This is a genomic window from Roseibium sp. (genome assembly GCF_965276855.1).
GTDB lineage: Bacteria > Pseudomonadota > Alphaproteobacteria > Rhizobiales > Stappiaceae > Roseibium.
Window position 1 is genome coordinate 617,810 of the sequence record NZ_OZ255700.1, and the last position, 15,503, is coordinate 633,312.

Genomic DNA, 15,503 nt, shown 5'->3' on the forward strand with positions numbered 1-15,503 from the left:
GAAAAAGATTGTAACAATTACGAATTATCTACCTCAACTCTTCACCAAGATTATCGTTATAAGTATCAGCCAATTTTCATGTTTCATGAAATTGACAAAAAGCAAAGCATTTGGAAGCAAAAAGCTTCTATTCTCCGCTCACTGTTTTCGATTTTGACAATTGCAGTGAGCGCAAGCTTCGATGGACAACAAGGTCAGCAAAGTCTACCCGGTTCAAACACTACGGCGACCGGGAGAGCTGTTTGAAGAAGTCGAGGCGCTGGCCGGCATCGGCTACTGGGAATGGGACGAAGTCAACGACAACTGCATTTACTGTTCAGAACAGCTTGCCCGCATGCATGGGGTCACAGTTGAGGAATTCGTGCGCCGCGCAACCTCAATGGACGCAGATCTGGAGTGGGTGCACCCGGATGACCGTGAACACTACAGGACCCAGACCCGCCGCTTAAGCGAAACCAAAAGTATTGTCGAACTCGAATACCGCATCATCCAAACGGGCGGTGGAGAGATCTTTGTGCGGGAGCGGGGCGTCGCAGTTGTCGATGCCGACGGCACACATCTGCGCTCCTACGGGTTCATCCAGGATATCACGTCGCTGAAGTCAGCAGAAGTCGCGCTCCGCGACTTGCACCAGCGCCAAGAAGAGATCCTGGAACAACGCACCAAGGCTTTGAGGCTCAGCGAAGAGCGGTACGCTTTTGCCATTTCGGGAGCCAGCCAAGGCGTCTGGGAATGGGACCTCAACGACGAACACAACTACATGTCAGAACAGTGGAAACTGCGGCTGGGCTACACCGAAGAAACCCTTCCGAATGCGCCTGGTCTGTTTATCAAGATCATTCATCCTGAAGACCGGGCAAATGTCGAACAAGTGTTCAGAGAACATCTCAAGGATCGCGTTCCATTCGATCTTTCCTTACGGCTTTTGCATAAAGACGGCGAACAGATCTGGGTCCGCGCGCGCGGGCATGCCGTTTGGAACAATGAAAATCGCGCGACCAAGATGGGCGGAACGATCAGTGACATTACCGAATATCGGAAGCTCCTGGACACCGCCCAGTACTATGCGGAACGCGATCAGCTAACCGGGCTTTATAATCGCCACTACTTCATGCGGATTGCGGACGATCTCTTACACAAAAGTTCATCCAATTGCCGATCCTGCGGGGTCGCGATTATTGATCTTGATGACTTCAAAGAGATCAACGATTGCCACGGCCACCCTGCCGGTGACAGTGCCCTCATCGTCTTGGCCGAAAGGCTCGTAGACTACATAGGCGATACAGGGATCGTAATCCGGCTTGGCGGAGACGAATTTGCGGTCATTTTTTCTGCTCAGTTGAGCTGGGGGGAGACGGTTCAGTACTTCAAACGCTTGCTTGAAGAAATTTCAAAGCCAATTGCCTGGGAAGGTTTTTTGTTTGAATGCTCGGCATCTCTGGGTCTTGCAGAGAAAACACACGCCAACGGTTCGGATGTAAACGACCTCCTTCAGCAAGCCGACCTTGCTGTCTATGACGCAAAGGCGGCGGGCGGAAATGCCGTGCGTTGTTATTCAGAGGCGCTTCTCACAGCAGCCCTGAACCGGACGAATACCCTAAACTCCGCACGGCGTGCACTAACCGACGAACGCTTTGTATTGTGTTTTCAGCCGAAGGCAAACTTGCAGTCGCAAAAGCTGGCGGGATTTGAGGCATTGCTGCGACTGAGCAACGGGGACGGTACGCTGGTTCCGCCGAGCAGCTACGCTGAGGTGTTCGAGGACAGCGTGCTCGCGCGCCGGATCGGAGAGATGGTTCGTTTGCGCGCCATCGATCAAGCCTCATCATGGCTCAAAGCAGGACATGATTTTGGCCATATCGCGTTCAACATTTCGCCACCGGAATTTCAGGCCTATCAGCGTGATGCCCAATTTGTCGATCGTTTGATGGAGGCCATTGCCAATGCGGGGTTAAAGCCAAGCCACATCCAAGTAGAAGTCACCGAAGATGTTCTTCTTACCAGGAAGCGCGAAAACGTCTCCAGTATACTTCGGCACCTGCGAGAAAACGGCATTACTGTCGCGCTGGATGATTTTGGAACCGGACATGCCTCTCTATTGCATTTGAAAGAAACCGAGTTTGATCTGGTGAAGCTCGATGTGTCTTTCGTTCGCTCAATGCTGACATCCGATGTCGATATGGCAATCGTCGAAACGATTGCAAAGCTCACAGCCAAGCTTGGCAAGCAAATTGTTGCCGAAGGCATCGAGACACAGGAACAGCTTGCAGCGCTTCAAGACCTTGGTGTGGCGTTCGGCCAAGGCTTTTTGATCGGGCATCCGGTTCCCGGCGATGCCGTAGGCTTTTCGTCAAACGCCCTGTTTTGAAATCTCTATGTAGAATTGCCCCTTATTTTTTGCTTTCAGATGCTTCAACTATCTTGTTTTCCCTCGCCTTTTCGCCCTTCGGCGTCAAACCGTAAATCCCACGTTCCACCCGTTCGAACCACCCGTAGTGATCATCCGCCATTATCCGTGTAGCCCGGTCAACGCCAGTTGCTTTGGCAACCTCTGCGCCCCGACTTGGACCATTTTCACTTAAATACTGAGCACATCTCATGGCATCTTGCCTGTAGGCTGTGACGAGTGTGACGCGCGTCGAGCCGCCGGTATTCGGATCTCCGACACGGCGGGCAAATTCACGCAGAAGCCGGTCTTTCCGCGGTTTCATCTTGCGCGGTGTGAAGGGCGCTGGATCAGCGTGAACTTCGACCAGCTGATCTGCTAGCCGGACCGTAATAAGTCCAAGCCCCAGCTTGCGCGCGAGCTTGAGATTACTTTTTAGCGCCGCTTGAAACCGGCGCCCGCTGCCCCGCGCAACGGCGATATAAACCGAGTCGGTCACCCCTTGCCGGTCAACGGCCTGGTGAAACAGGCTGAGGGTAAAGCCGGTCTTCAGTTCCACGATCAACGGATCGTCGTTACCCCGGCAAGCCACAATGTCGGCCGACCCTACTTCGGCCTTCACCTCATACCCCTGTTTTTCCAAGAATGCCTTGACCGGCTCATAAAGCTCGGTTTCCAGAATGCGTGCCATGGATGCGATCCTATGGCTGCGCCAATAGCGGGTCCAGCAGCGATCTGAGCCGGATACAGGTTGACCACGACTTCCTTGCATTGGATGCAAACACCGGATGATGCCAAGAACCGGAAATTTTGAGTGACCTCTTGCCGTTGCCGCAATTGATTCCCATGTCGCCGTCACTCCCGGACAACCCCGCCCGGATAGCATTCCTAAAACAGGGATCCAACAAAATGGAAATCATACAACCTGCTGCGGTCATGACCCTTTCTGCCGCGGTCTTCGGGTTCATCATTTGGGCGTATTTTCGCGTTTCCGGACACTTCCAGAGCGAGACCCGCGATCAAAAAGGATGGGGAAGCGACCGCATTTCAATCTTGCTTGCAATAGGTCTCGTGATTGACTTCACAGTCAGCTACATCGAAATTTTCATCTACGCGTTCAGGCTGCCCTTTTCCGGCGCCGTTGATGTTGCCATCGGACTGGTTGCGGCCCTGATCGCGATGTCCGGAGCTTATGCTGTACAGGCATACAGCGAAAAGCGTGCGATCAGGGCAAGTCGGCCACGGATCTGAGGGTCACACACTCAGGGATCGAGAAAAAATCTTTCGCGCAAGTTGCGCCACATCTTCTCGCCGACCATACAATCATAAGGCTGGCCGAACGTGATCTGCGCCCGGTAGACGCGTGCTGGTTCTTCTGGCACCCGCCCACCGATTTCCAGGACCAGTTTCCGGCGAACCGCTTCTGGAAACTGGGCCCAATCGTTTACCGGAATAACAAAACTACCCGGCCCGCCAATCACGCAGCGGCGGTAGTATTCATCGAGATCCGGAATGTTGAACTGGCCGCCAAATCCGCCGGTCGTCATCAATGGCAACCCGTTGATCACAAAACCGGCCTCCACTGCCAGGTCCCGAGCACGGGTCACAGCGATGCCCTGATTGTTGGGCCCATCGCCGGATATGTCGATAACCAGCCGATCCGCCTGAAAAGGGACATCCAGCAGCAACTTCGACGCATACCGGATTGCACCGGATATCGAGGTTCTGCGCTGACCAATGGTCTGATCTTCGCTGATGATGGTTGATACACCCTCTGCGTCTTGCGGCGTTTCAATGAGGGTCCAGGGCACGATCTCGCGAATATGCGCATCGTTGGCCCATTCAAACATGGTCAGTGCAATCCGGCCATGAAGCCCCTGCTCTACAGCTCGAATGACTGATGGATGCGCAATCGCAGCGGCATATCCGTCCCGCTGTATGGCCAATTCTTCCGCCGACATGGACCGCGAGACATCAACGGCCAGAACGAGAGCTACGTCGACGGGTTGAGCCGCTTTGACGGAAGCTGAACCAAATTGCCCCACTAACAAGGCGATCACGGTGATCAGGGTTGAGACGAGGCTCTTCATAGAAATGAGAATAATGCAGTCCGGCCCGCCGACCAGAGGAAATCCTCCGCTTTGTGTCAAATGATCGTCAGCAACGAATATTGACTGCAACCTTTCGGGTACTCGCCGACGAACAGGAGTTCAGCTATAAGGCTTTGAAATAGAGACCTCAGGGAGTTTTCCATGACCGACGCTGCTGCAAACGACATGGCCGAAAAACCAATGCTGGCAACGCTTCTGCATGAAGGTGTGTACCGGATCGTCATGCAGCGCCCGGAACGGATGAACGCGCTCTCGAGCGAAATGATGAGCGCTTTGTCCTCCGAACTGACGAAAGCAGCGGAGAACCCGGATGTGCGGGTGGTTCTCCTCGGCGCAGAGGGCAAGGTCTTTTGCGCGGGCCACGATCTGAAGGAACTGACAAGTGCGCGGGCCGAAGCTGACGGCGGCAAGGCGACCTACGAGCGGATCATGCGCCAGTGTTCGGACCTGATGCAGCAGATCGTACGGCTGCCAAAGCCGGTCATTGCTGTCGTAACAGGTGTTGCAACCGCTGCCGGGTGTCAGCTGGTCGCGTCCTGCGATCTGGCAATTGCAACAGATACCGCCACGTTCTGCACGCCTGGCGTCAATATCGGCCTCTTTTGTTCAACGCCGATGGTCGCACTGAGCCGGAACGTTGCTCCAAAACAGGCGATGGAAATGCTTTTGACCGGCGAAAGCATCGACGCATCGACCGCCAAGGACTTCGGCCTGATCAACCGGATCGTGCCGCGCGACTATCTGGAGCAGGTCGTTCAGAAATACGCGGAAAGCATTTCCTCCAAGTCTGCCCATACCGTGAAGATCGGCAAGGAAGCCTTCTACCGTCAACTCGAAATGCCGTTGTCGGACGCCTACGACTTTGCAGCAAACACCATGGTGGAAAACATGATGGCCCGCGATGCCGAAGAAGGCATCAATGCTTTCCTGCAAAAGCGCAAACCGGAATGGACGGACAGCTGATACCGATGGACCACGACAGCTATTCCGACACCTACATTAAGGGCATTCTGGATGAGGTGAAGACCATCGCGATGATCGGGGCGAGCGCGAACACCGTGCGCCCTTCTTACTTCGTGCTGAAATATATGCTTTCCAAAGGTTATGATGTTTGGCCGATCAATCCTGGACAAGCGGGCAAGGAGATCCTGGGACAAAAGGTCTATGCATCCCTTGAGGATCTCCCGGACACTCCAGACATGATCGATGTTTTCAGGAACTCGGAGGCAGCCAGCCAAATTGTCGACGAGGTGATCGCAAGCGGCCAACTGCCGAAGGTCATCTGGATGCAGTTGACCGTGCGCCACGATGAAGCCGCACAGCGCGCGGAAGCAGCCGGCATCAAGGTGGTCATGGACCGCTGTCCCAAGATTGAGTATGGGCGCTTGTCCGGAGAAATCGGTTGGGCCGGTGTCAATTCCCGGACGCTGTCCTCAAAACGCCCTGCCCTGAAAGCCGGTTTCCAGCATCGGGGACTGTCCCCGAACAAGAAGACCTAAGCTCTCCGCTCTCATTGGAGAGCCCTTCGATACGCGAATAAGACCAAAGAATTCTTTTTTTTTGACATTGAGACACCCGGTAGACAGGACCATGAAAATAGGAGGCTTGCCAGTCTCATCTTGGGGACAGAACCAAGGTTGCAGGCTCGTATTTGCTTCAAAAACAAAAAGAATTTCGAAGAACCGGTATAGAATTAAGTAACCAATTCAGCACCAAATGATTGCACAAGCACCAACAAACAATCAAAGGTATTTTTAAGAAATTGGCAATGATTAACAGTTGACTAAAGTGTTAGCGAATTTCTTTGTCCTATCTTTATTCCCCGAACGGACACTTTAACGACTTGTTGACCTTTTCCCGAAGGAGGCATCCATGGTCGATCCGTTCACGCAGTTCTCTGTCTATCACTTGGTTGTGGTTGTCGCTATCGTCATGCTGCTCATCTTCAGGGCCATTTCAGATTAAATTGCGCTGACGAAACGGCACGCTCCCTCAGGACACCAGTCAGAGTGAGCAAAACACGCAGCGTAATGAGTATTGGTCGGGTTGGGGTGGCCGGTTTGCTCGCCCTTCTTCAGCAACAATTCATCAATGTATTACAGCGCCCGAATCCACCTCATTATTTAAAATTCTCTTCAATATTTTCGAGATTTTATTATTCATTTGGAACCGGGTCTTACCGATTCCTCCACACGCCTCACTTATCATAAATCTCATCACAGAAATTCTTTGTTGAGATCGGACGAGTCCATGCTTTACGAAGTCATAGATACGGGCCTCCTCGCTTTGGTAATGCCACTCGCCGCCAGCGTTCTCCTGTTTGGTATCTATCTTGTCGTGAAAACGGACATGAATTTGGAGCGAGATGAACGCTCGCCCCGGCGCTTTATCAAGACGCCATAACGGGACCAGCTAGCCTCGGCCCCAATTATCTTTCAGAAAAAGAACGTTTTTTCGGTTTTTTCGCCGTTTCAGAAATCGATTCTTTGACCTCCAGCACGGCTTTGGCCAAACTGCGCGCCACATACCCAAGGGAGGTTCTTTATGAGCGAAAATATTCCAGGCTTTTCCACGCTGGCCATCCACGCGGGCGCAACACCAGATCCGTCGACAGGTGCTCGGGTCACCCCGATCTACCAAACATCCTCGTTTGTCTTTGACGATGTCGACCATGCTGCGTCCTTGTTCGGCCTTCAGGCCTTTGGAAATATTTACACCCGCATCACAAATCCAACGACTGCCGTGCTTGAAGAGCGCGTTGCAGCACTTGAAGGCGGTACTGCTGCGCTTGCAACAGCGTCCGGCCACTCGGCGCAGCTTCTCTGCTTCCATACGCTCATGCAACCGGGCGATAATATTGTCGCAGCCAACAAACTCTATGGCGGCTCTATCAACCAGCTGAACCACTCGTTCAAAAGCTTCGGCTGGGGCGTGAAGTGGGCTGATCCATCGGACATGGCGTCTTTCGAGGCTGCGATTGATGACAAGACCCGCGCGATCTTCATCGAAAGCCTTGCCAATCCGGGTGGGATCATCGTCGACATCGAAGCTATTGCCGCCATAGCCAAGGCAAAGGGTGTCCCGCTGGTCGTCGACAACACCATGGCGTCTCCATACCTGTGTCGGCCAATCGAATATGGCGCCGATATTGTCCTGCATTCCCTGACCAAGTTCATGGGCGGCCACGGCAACTCGATGGGTGGCATCATCGTTGACGGTGGATCCTTCGACTGGTCCGCATCAGGCAACTATCCGCTTCTGTCATCGCCGCGGCCGGAATATCAGAACATGGTTCTGCACGAGACCTTCGGCAATTTTGCCTTCGCGATCGCCTGCCGTGTTCTTGGCTTGCGCGATCTTGGCCCGGCGATTTCGCCATTCAACGCTTTCATGATCCTGACCGGTATCGAGACCCTGCCGCTCCGCATGCAGCGCCACTCCGACAACGCCAAGAAGGTCGCTCTGCACTTGTCAGGGCATGACAAGGTCAAGTGGGTATCCTATGCTGCCCTCCCGGAAGATCCGCACCATGCGCTTCAACAAAAGTATATGCCGAAAGGTGCCGGAGCTGTCTTCACGTTTGGAGTTGAAGGCGGGTACGACGCCGGTGTGAACCTGGTATCCAAGGTCGAGTTGTTCTCGCACCTTGCCAATATCGGCGACACGCGAAGCCTCATCATTCACCCGGCCTCCACCACCCACCGCCAGCTGTCTGATGACCAAAAGACATCTGCAGGCGCTGGCCCGGATGTTGTCCGGGTCTCGGTCGGTCTCGAAGATGTTGATGACATCATCGCTGATCTGGAGCAGGCCCTCGCTGGCTAACAACTAGCTAACGGACAAAAAACAGCCCGCCGGTTTAGCGGGCTGTTTTCATTTCAAACCCTGTGCATCCGTCAGTTCCTGATCGAGTACTCGCCTTTCAAGGCTGCCATGTAATCTATCGTTGCCGCGATCACGAAGACAGCAAAGCCCTGGTGGACAAGCGCCACACCGAGTTGATGCATGGACAATTCACCGGTGTAGTTTCCAAAACCCAGCAACGTGACGATCCCGAAAACCATCTGCAGGAAGACAAAGGCCACCAAATGAAACGCTGGCAAACGGACCCGTTTGGCATCCGTTACAACGCATGTCCGCCACACCAGAAAAATCGCAGCAGCACCCAGAAGATAGGCAACCATCCGGTGTTGAAACTGAACGGTCAGGACGTTTTCAAAGAAATTCAGCCAGACAGGTGACTGCATCAACAGACCCGACGGGATCATCTGACCGTCCATCAGCGGCCATGTATTGTAGGTGAAACCGGCGTTCAGACCCGCGACAAGGCCGCCAATGAACAGCTGCAAGAACAGCAGGCCTGTAAACACCCAGCCAACCGGCAGCAACGCGGAGCGTGTATCAGCCGGCGGCGCACCATGTGGCGCCAGTCGTCGGGCAATCCAGAAGAGATACGCAAAGATAATGAAGGCAAGGGTCAGGTGGGTTGCCAAGCGGTACTGGCTGACATCTGTTCTCTCCACCAATCCCGATGCCACCATCCACCAGCCGACGAACCCTTGCAGACCGCCAAGAGCCAGACCAACGACCAACCGTGGTTTCAGCCAAGGCTCAATCCGCCCGGACGCCCAGAACACGACCATGGGGACAAAAAAGGCAATGCCAATCACCCGTCCGAGCAGACGGTGTCCCCATTCCCACCAGAAGATGAATTTAAACTCATCAAGGCTCATGCCCTTGTTGATCAATTGGTATTCCGGGATTTGGCGGTATTTTTCCAACTCTTCCTGCCACTCCGCCTCTGTCAGCGGAGGGATCACGCCGTGGATTGGTTTCCATTCCGTGATCGAAAGCCCGGATTCGGTCAAACGGGTCGCCCCACCCACGACCACCATCACAAGAATGAGAAAGCAGACGCCGTAGAGCCACCAGCGGATCATCGCACGGCTGGAGCGAATAAATTCCTGGTCCTTGATGTCTTGTGTTTGGCTGGCCGTTCCCAGGCTGTCCGCGGACACTGTCATTGCCCTGTTGTCTCCAAAATTCGTCTACCGGTTTGACCTTTGGTATCGGGAGATATAGGTGCTTGGGAAAAGCGGCAAGCCTTAGTGGCCGGGTCGCGGCAAATCATCGCTCTTTGGATTACAGAACGGGTCAAGAATGGTTCCCTCGCTCCGCAAATTTATCGGCATGATCGCGCTCGTTCTATTCGTGATTGTCTATGCTCTCACCGCGATGGTGGTTGGCGACTCGCCCCGATTGCAAGAAGCGTCCACACTCATCCAGTTATCTTACTTTGCAATCGCGGGTCTGGCGTGGGTCATTCCGGCCGGTGCCATCATCTGGTGGATGGAACGCGACAAAAAGAGCTGACTGCGATTACGTTTTAAGTGCGGGCCCGCAGTTTAAGTTCGAGCGCGCAGTCCAAAACCGGACGTCAGCCATTTGGCGGCCCGGTAAAGCGCAAACGGCGCGCCGGTTAGATACTGATCGACAAAGGCCGGGTCCTGATAAACACCGTTGAGCGACACACGTGGCAAAAGCATCAGGTCCCGCGCACTTGCCGATTGCAAAACACCTGGAAATGTTGTGACAGCCGAGGCAAAGCCGAATTTGCCGACAACCTCGGCAGCGCCCGCGTCAACCGCGTTGTGTTTCCCATAAGGGTACGCGAAGTGTTTGGGCCGCTGCCCCAATTCCGCTTCGAGCCGTTCAAGACCCTTTTCTATATCCTGCCGTGCAGCGTCTTCGGGGAGACGCGCCAGGGCAAAATGATCGTGCGTGTGAGCGCCAATCGTGACGAGTGGATCTGATGCCAGTGCCCGCACCTCATCCCAAGTCATCATCTCCTGGTCCGCGAGCTCAGCGAGTTCAATTCCGTACTTGCTCGACAAGGCCCGAATGATTGCCCTTTGATCTCCTTCGCTTACATCGTTTTTCAAATGAGTGACTAGGCGATTGAAACAAGAACACTTTTCGTCGACGCTTTCGCAGACTGTCGGCTCGTCTGTCTCAGACGAGAAAACGATCTGATCATTCGCGGCTATGATCAGCTCCAGCGCCAACCACCATAGCTCACTCGACCTGTCGACCAGACCGCTTGCGACAAACACGGTGAACGGTGCGCCAAGTTCTTTCAGGACCGGAAGCGCATATTCCAGATTGTCCCGATAGCCGTCATCAAAAGTCAGAACCGCATACCGTTCCCGGCCATATCCGGATTTCAGAAGGTCAACCGCTTCATCCAAAGCGATGATCTTGTAGCCATTGGCCCTGATCCGCTCCACCGTTGCACGCAGGAACTCGGGGGAAATCTCAAGGTGCCGGTTGGGCTGAAAACCGCCAGCGCGCGCAGGCCGAACACGATGCAACATGAACACAGCGCCGCAGCCTTGCGTAAACGGTGCAAAGAGTTGGCTCAGTCCCGTCGTCTGCAGAACCCGGAATGCGTTGGTAATTGCTGTTTGGCGAATGCTCATCAGCCGCTCGGCCCGTGTGTTTGGAACCGGTCCATTAGCGCACCTTTTCTTTAAGAATTATTGATATTTCTCGCTAGAGTTTGGTCGAATGAGCGCACCACCAAACATAGCTAACCACCGATTAACCAATCCCGTTTCATTGAGTGATCTCCCATGTCAGCCGCCGCAATAGATATCTCTGGCACCCACCCCGGATCGGGATCCGGGAACGACGATCTGCAACTGACAGAAGACCTTGAAGAACTGGCGTCGGAGTGGACCCAGCTTGAGAGCGCAGGGATCGGAACTCCATATCACAGTCTTCTCTGGTGCAAAGCCTTCCAGATCACCTTGGGAGCTGCGGATCGCAGCCAGGCTCGCATCGCGCTGGTGCGCAAAGCCGGACGCCCCGTCTTGTTGCTGCCCCTTTCTCTTTCCACCCGCCGCGGTGTGCGAATTCTGAGCTTTCTGGGCGCGCGGATCGGAAATCAGAACACTGGGCTCTGGGACAAGGCATTTTATGAAGCCGTTGGACCGGAGATGATCTGCAGTGTGCTTCGTCAGCTTTGCGAGGAAAGCAATGCCGATTGCATCAACCTGCAAAACGTGCCCCTACAATGGAACGGCCGGACGCACCCCTTAGTCCTGGGCACCGCGCACACCAGCCCGAACCCGCTGTACCGTGGATCTGTTACGGCCAACTTTGAAGATACATTTAAGACCTTTCACAACAAGTCCGCACGCAAGAATCTCAACCGCAAACAACGGCATCTTCAGGAGGCCGGAGACTATCAGGTCCGAAAATGCCTTCGACCAGACGACATAGACGCTGGACTTCAAGCATTTCTGGATCAGCGCGAGGCCCGTGCTCGGATTACTGGTGTTCCCAACATCTTTCGGAGTGCTGAGGCCAAGGCGTTCCTCCGCCAAACGGCCGGCATTTTTGAACCACTCTCAACGAGCAATATTCAAGACGGGCCACTCGAGATCTGGACACTGTCTATCAGAGGAAAGATCAGAGCAACCTATTTATGTACGCAAGATCGAGATACGCTCTACGCCTACTCTAACAGTGTAGCCCACGACGAGTTTCTTAAAAACAGTCCGGGTCTGGTGCTCATCCGAGAAATTGTTGAGAGACTTTGCGCGGACCCAGACATTACTATCTTTGATTTTGGGATCGGCGAAGTGCACTACAAATCGAGCTGGTCCCAACCGGAACCCATGTACGATAGCCTGTTCTATAGAACAACCAAGGGTAAGATCTATTCTGCGGTTCAAACGGCTAAGACGCGCCTGAAATCACAAATCCGCAACTCGGAGCGGCTTTGGCCAATGGTCAAAAAACTCCGGCGGATGCGCGCATCTAGACACTAAGCTGACTCAAGTTCTCCCCCGCAGAGTGGCGGACACTTAAGCTGCGTGACCATCCCCATTGCGCCGAGGCCCTGAACCGGGACCACCTTGAATGACAATCTCAACATCCGCGCCTGTATTGTGTGCCAAAAGATTGGCCGCGCTTTCGAGTTCATGATTGTGGTCTGGCCCGTCCGCAGCAATCAGCACACGGTCTGCAAAGCTCAACATGCGGGCACTGGCGAGCGTTCCGTCGATCGCGCCAAGATCCACAACAATTGTGTGATAGGTCTTCTGCATTGCATCGAGTGCCAGTTTGAAACGATCGGATTCAACCATCTCGTCGGTAATCCCGACACGTCCGGCCTCGATGATATGCGCTCGTGACCCTGCATCCCGGTAGACAACCTTGGCGAAGGGAGCAGCTCCGGAAACGATATCTGAAAATCCTTCGGCTCCTCGCGCATTCACCTGCTCAGGAAAGACTTCAAGAAACAGCGCTGTGTTCCCCTTCCCGGCCGCACGCCGGGCGAGATCAAAAGCAAGACTGTGGGACAGGTCCGGTTCATCAACGCTTAAAACAACGATCCGGCCCGACGGATCAACTTCGGCAGCCACTTGTGGCTGGTCGGATGGCAGAGTTGGCGCAGCCTGCATCTCGACATCTGCGTCTTCCGGTTTGACAGCCTCGTCGTTCCGTGTTGAACGCATTGCACCAAGCCAATCCGGCGCAACATCTTGATCATAACTGTTCAGACGCCTCGACCGCCGGTTGGATCCCTTGTTATTTTCCTCGTCGATCAGCACAGGCTCCGAATTGCCGCCAACTGCAGGCTCCGTCTCAACGGGAGGCTCGTCGGCCTTATCGACATCAGGGCCCGATGCGAAGTCGCTACCGAAACTGTAATTCTGATAACCCCCCGCGTAGGAAGGTCCCCACGTGAAGGCTCCGCCAGAATTTCGTGCCGGCGGCACCGGCGCTTGTGCTGATTCAATTCCAGGACGGCCTGCTCCTGCAGACTGAGCAGGCGAATAGAGGGCGCGGCCGGTCAACAATTCGCGCATGATTACGAACGCCGTCCCCAAAATGAACGTAACCAGCGCCGCAATTATGGTGCTCGAAACGAGTTTTGGAGAAAACGGCTCCACTGGAACGTTGGCCCGGGACACAATTCGGGCATCCGCCGGCAGGATCTGCGCCCGCAACCGGGTATCGGCTTCCTGAAAACTCAAAAGCAACTGATCAAGTTGAGCCGCCTTCGCATCGGCTTCCCGCTCCAACTCGCTGAGGCGGGCCTGATCGGCATTGGATTTGGCTGCTGCGACCTTCAATTCCTCCAGGCGCCGCTCCAGCGCCAGCGCTTGTTGGCTCGCGACCCGCGCATCGTTTTCCAGCCCTTCCAGTACTTTTCGCGCTTCGGAACGAATCTGACGGTCGTAATCATTGAGCTGAGATTGCAGGGCCTTGATCTGCGGATGGTTGGGCAGAAGCGTAATCGACAGTTCGGCGATGTTGGACTGGATTTCAACTTGTCGTTCGCGCAAACGCTGAATCAATTGAGAATTCAGGACATCCGTTGCAGTCTCTAAAGATCCACCGGAATTCAAAAGTTCGCGGATCAGTTCGGCCTTGGCCTGCGCTTCCGCCTTTGCAGCTTGAGCCGCCGAATAGTCGCTGCTCGTATCCGCCAGTTGCTGTTGATTAAGCGGAATGTTGTCCGCTCCAATCAAAAGATCAGCGCGCGCTCTGAAATCAGCAACAGCTTGACGGGCCGACTGGACTTTTTTCCGCAACTCTACGATCTGCGGCTCCAGAGCGGCGGAGGTGATTTCAGTTGTCTGCCGCTTGGCACTGGACTGCAGTGCAAGAAACTCATCAACTATGGTGTTGGCAACTTCGGAGGCCAGAAGAGGATCTTCGGCTGCGTAATCGACGGCGATCACCCGGGATTCGTCGAGCCGGTAGATTTCCAAATTCTCGTAGTAATGCTTAAGCACCCGTTCTTCGGCAGTATCGCCTGCTGGATTGCGGCTGAATCCGAGCGTTGTCAGCACCTTGTCCAGAAACGACATGCCACCACGGGCTCCGAACTCCGGAATTGCGGCTAGATCCATTTTCCGGGCAACTTTGCGTGCAAGATCGGTTGCCATCAACAGTTGGATCTGGCTCGCAACGCCTTCGGTATCCAGCAGGGCCCGTTCACCCTCGACACCCCGTGTCCCTCCCGGAATGTTGATATCCGTGCTTTCGATCAGAACCCGGGCTTCGCCCATATACTTGGGCGCGACGAACTGCAGGGCGAGAAACACACCCGTCGCGACCAAGAGCGTCAGGGGAATAAGCCACAGCAACGACCTCGCCAAAGCCTTTAAAAGCCCGCCGAGATCCAACGCCATGTCATCGTCTGAATAGGTCTGCCGCCCAGAATCCATGTTACTTCTCTCCAGATATGCGGCGAATTATGTCCAATTATGGTAAGCGTTCGGTTAAGCTTCAACACGGCTGGCTGGAACAGACGTTAATTTGTGCATACGCATAAATGACACCCAATCTATTCCCGCAATTCCGTCTTCACCCTCAATTAACCATACCTTGCGATCCTCTTGCGGAATTGTAGGAGAGTCGTTGATGCGAATGAGAGCGCTTCTGGTACCGGCGTTGTGCCTGGGACTTGCTGCGTGCAGTGGGTACCGGCAACCGCCGACAGCATTTCATGAAACCTTGACCCAGCCGTACCGCCTGGATTCCAGCGACCGGCTGCGCATCATCGTGTTTGGCCAGGATGATCTATCCAACACTTATGTTATTGATCAGGCAGGGTATATTTCCTTCCCGCTTGTTGGAAGCGTCGCCGCACGCGGCAAAACACAACAGGGGCTGGCTGCCGAAATCGCCGCCAAACTGCGGCAGGGCTACATTCGCGATCCCGACGTCTCGGTTGAGGTAGACACATATCGGCCCGTTTTCGTCATGGGAGAAGTGCAAAATGCAGGCCAATACAACTATGTTGCCGGCATGACCGTCCAAAACGCGATCGCGACAGCGGGTGGTTTCAGCTCTCGGGCCCGCCAGGAAGACGTCGATATCACCCGTCAAATTAACGGTGAAATTCTAAACGGACGCGTTCCGATTTCGGATCCTGTCCGACCGGGGGACACAATTTACGTCCGGGAGCGCTATTTCTAACAAGC

General features: G+C 54.4%; 13 protein-coding genes. 8 read left to right on the plus strand and 5 right to left on the minus strand.

All coding sequences use genetic code 11. The annotated features are described in order from the left end of the window. The first annotated feature begins 181 nt into the window (after positions 1-181). Positions 182-2,368 (plus strand): putative bifunctional diguanylate cyclase/phosphodiesterase, encoded by a 2,187-nt coding sequence (locus ACQY4Z_RS02750; RefSeq protein ID WP_428526467.1) that lies wholly within the window; start codon positions 182-184, stop codon positions 2,366-2,368. Between the two features lie 22 nt (positions 2,369-2,390). On the opposite strand, the gene ACQY4Z_RS02755 is transcribed toward ACQY4Z_RS02750, so the two are convergent. Next, positions 2,391-3,077: a DUF2161 domain-containing phosphodiesterase gene (locus ACQY4Z_RS02755; RefSeq protein WP_428526469.1), complete on the minus strand. Its 687-nt coding sequence runs from the start codon at positions 3,075-3,077 to the stop codon at positions 2,391-2,393. Between the two features lie 218 nt (positions 3,078-3,295). Between ACQY4Z_RS02755 and ACQY4Z_RS02760 the strand changes: the two genes are divergently transcribed. Further along, on the plus strand, positions 3,296-3,637 hold the full coding sequence (locus ACQY4Z_RS02760; protein WP_428526471.1) for a hypothetical protein: 342 nt from the start codon (positions 3,296-3,298) through the stop codon (positions 3,635-3,637). Positions 3,638-3,648: 11 nt separating this feature from the next. Here the strand turns inward: ACQY4Z_RS02760 and ACQY4Z_RS02765 are convergent, their stop codons facing one another. Next, positions 3,649-4,536, minus strand: coding sequence for a DUF1194 domain-containing protein (locus ACQY4Z_RS02765; RefSeq protein ID WP_428526473.1), 888 nt, complete (start codon positions 4,534-4,536; stop codon positions 3,649-3,651). Between the two features lie 102 nt (positions 4,537-4,638). On the opposite strand from ACQY4Z_RS02765, the gene ACQY4Z_RS02770 reads away from it, so the two are divergent. The 3 genes from ACQY4Z_RS02770 (at position 4,639) to ACQY4Z_RS02780 (ending at position 8,322) form a co-directional block, all read left to right on the plus strand. Further along, positions 4,639-5,460, plus strand: coding sequence for an enoyl-CoA hydratase (locus tag ACQY4Z_RS02770; RefSeq protein ID WP_428526475.1), 822 nt, complete (start codon positions 4,639-4,641; stop codon positions 5,458-5,460). Between the two features lie 5 nt (positions 5,461-5,465). After that, positions 5,466-5,996 carry a CoA-binding protein gene (locus ACQY4Z_RS02775; RefSeq protein ID WP_428529691.1) on the plus strand — a complete coding sequence of 177 codons (531 nt, stop codon included), beginning with the start codon at positions 5,466-5,468 and terminating at the stop codon, positions 5,994-5,996. Positions 5,997-7,041: 1,045 nt separating this feature from the next. Continuing rightward, positions 7,042-8,322 (plus strand): O-acetylhomoserine aminocarboxypropyltransferase, encoded by a 1,281-nt coding sequence (locus tag ACQY4Z_RS02780; RefSeq protein WP_428526477.1) that lies wholly within the window; start codon positions 7,042-7,044, stop codon positions 8,320-8,322. 71 nt (positions 8,323-8,393) lie between these two features. On the opposite strand, the gene ACQY4Z_RS02785 is transcribed toward ACQY4Z_RS02780, so the two are convergent. After that, positions 8,394-9,521 (minus strand): COX15/CtaA family protein, encoded by a 1,128-nt coding sequence (locus ACQY4Z_RS02785; RefSeq protein ID WP_428526479.1) that lies wholly within the window; start codon positions 9,519-9,521, stop codon positions 8,394-8,396. Between the two features lie 136 nt (positions 9,522-9,657). On the opposite strand from ACQY4Z_RS02785, the gene ACQY4Z_RS02790 reads away from it, so the two are divergent. Beyond that, the gene (locus ACQY4Z_RS02790; protein WP_428526481.1) at positions 9,658-9,870 is read left to right on the plus strand and encodes a DUF2842 domain-containing protein; all 213 of its coding nucleotides are present in this window, start codon (positions 9,658-9,660) and stop codon (positions 9,868-9,870) included. 32 nt (positions 9,871-9,902) lie between these two features. On the opposite strand, the gene ACQY4Z_RS02795 is transcribed toward ACQY4Z_RS02790, so the two are convergent. Then, positions 9,903-10,976, minus strand: coding sequence for a polysaccharide deacetylase family protein (locus tag ACQY4Z_RS02795; protein ID WP_428526483.1), 1,074 nt, complete (start codon positions 10,974-10,976; stop codon positions 9,903-9,905). Positions 10,977-11,129: 153 nt separating this feature from the next. Here ACQY4Z_RS02795 and ACQY4Z_RS02800 point away from each other — a divergent pair, with 153 nt between their 5' ends. After that, on the plus strand, positions 11,130-12,332 hold the full coding sequence (locus ACQY4Z_RS02800; protein ID WP_428526485.1) for a GNAT family N-acetyltransferase: 1,203 nt from the start codon (positions 11,130-11,132) through the stop codon (positions 12,330-12,332). Positions 12,333-12,368: 36 nt separating this feature from the next. Here ACQY4Z_RS02800 and ACQY4Z_RS02805 read toward each other — a convergent pair whose 3' ends face one another. After that, positions 12,369-14,744, minus strand: coding sequence for a succinoglycan transporter (locus ACQY4Z_RS02805; RefSeq protein WP_428526487.1), 2,376 nt, complete (start codon positions 14,742-14,744; stop codon positions 12,369-12,371). Positions 14,745-14,940: 196 nt separating this feature from the next. On the opposite strand from ACQY4Z_RS02805, the gene ACQY4Z_RS02810 reads away from it, so the two are divergent. Further along, complete coding sequence (locus ACQY4Z_RS02810; RefSeq protein WP_428526489.1) at positions 14,941-15,498, plus strand: polysaccharide biosynthesis/export family protein; 558 nt, start codon at positions 14,941-14,943, stop codon at positions 15,496-15,498. The last annotated feature ends 5 nt before the right edge of the window (positions 15,499-15,503 follow it).

What these genes read in the sequence shown, in the direction of transcription:
- ACQY4Z_RS02750 (WP_428526467.1), top strand. Translation starts at nt 182, where the DNA reads ATGGACAACAAGGTCAGCAAAGTCTACCCGGTTCAAACACTACGGCGA.
- ACQY4Z_RS02755 (WP_428526469.1), bottom strand. Translation starts at nt 3,077, where the DNA reads ATGGCACGCATTCTGGAAACCGAGCTTTATGAGCCGGTCAAGGCATTC.
- ACQY4Z_RS02760 (WP_428526471.1), top strand. Translation starts at nt 3,296, where the DNA reads ATGGAAATCATACAACCTGCTGCGGTCATGACCCTTTCTGCCGCGGTC.
- ACQY4Z_RS02770 (WP_428526475.1), top strand. Translation starts at nt 4,639, where the DNA reads ATGACCGACGCTGCTGCAAACGACATGGCCGAAAAACCAATGCTGGCA.
- ACQY4Z_RS02775 (WP_428529691.1), top strand. Translation starts at nt 5,466, where the DNA reads ATGGACCACGACAGCTATTCCGACACCTACATTAAGGGCATTCTGGAT.
- ACQY4Z_RS02780 (WP_428526477.1), top strand. Translation starts at nt 7,042, where the DNA reads ATGAGCGAAAATATTCCAGGCTTTTCCACGCTGGCCATCCACGCGGGC.
- ACQY4Z_RS02785 (WP_428526479.1), bottom strand. Translation starts at nt 9,521, where the DNA reads ATGACAGTGTCCGCGGACAGCCTGGGAACGGCCAGCCAAACACAAGAC.
- ACQY4Z_RS02790 (WP_428526481.1), top strand. Translation starts at nt 9,658, where the DNA reads ATGGTTCCCTCGCTCCGCAAATTTATCGGCATGATCGCGCTCGTTCTA.
- ACQY4Z_RS02795 (WP_428526483.1), bottom strand. Translation starts at nt 10,976, where the DNA reads ATGAGCATTCGCCAAACAGCAATTACCAACGCATTCCGGGTTCTGCAG.
- ACQY4Z_RS02800 (WP_428526485.1), top strand. Translation starts at nt 11,130, where the DNA reads ATGTCAGCCGCCGCAATAGATATCTCTGGCACCCACCCCGGATCGGGA.
- ACQY4Z_RS02805 (WP_428526487.1), bottom strand. Translation starts at nt 14,744, where the DNA reads ATGGATTCTGGGCGGCAGACCTATTCAGACGATGACATGGCGTTGGAT.
- ACQY4Z_RS02810 (WP_428526489.1), top strand. Translation starts at nt 14,941, where the DNA reads ATGCGAATGAGAGCGCTTCTGGTACCGGCGTTGTGCCTGGGACTTGCT.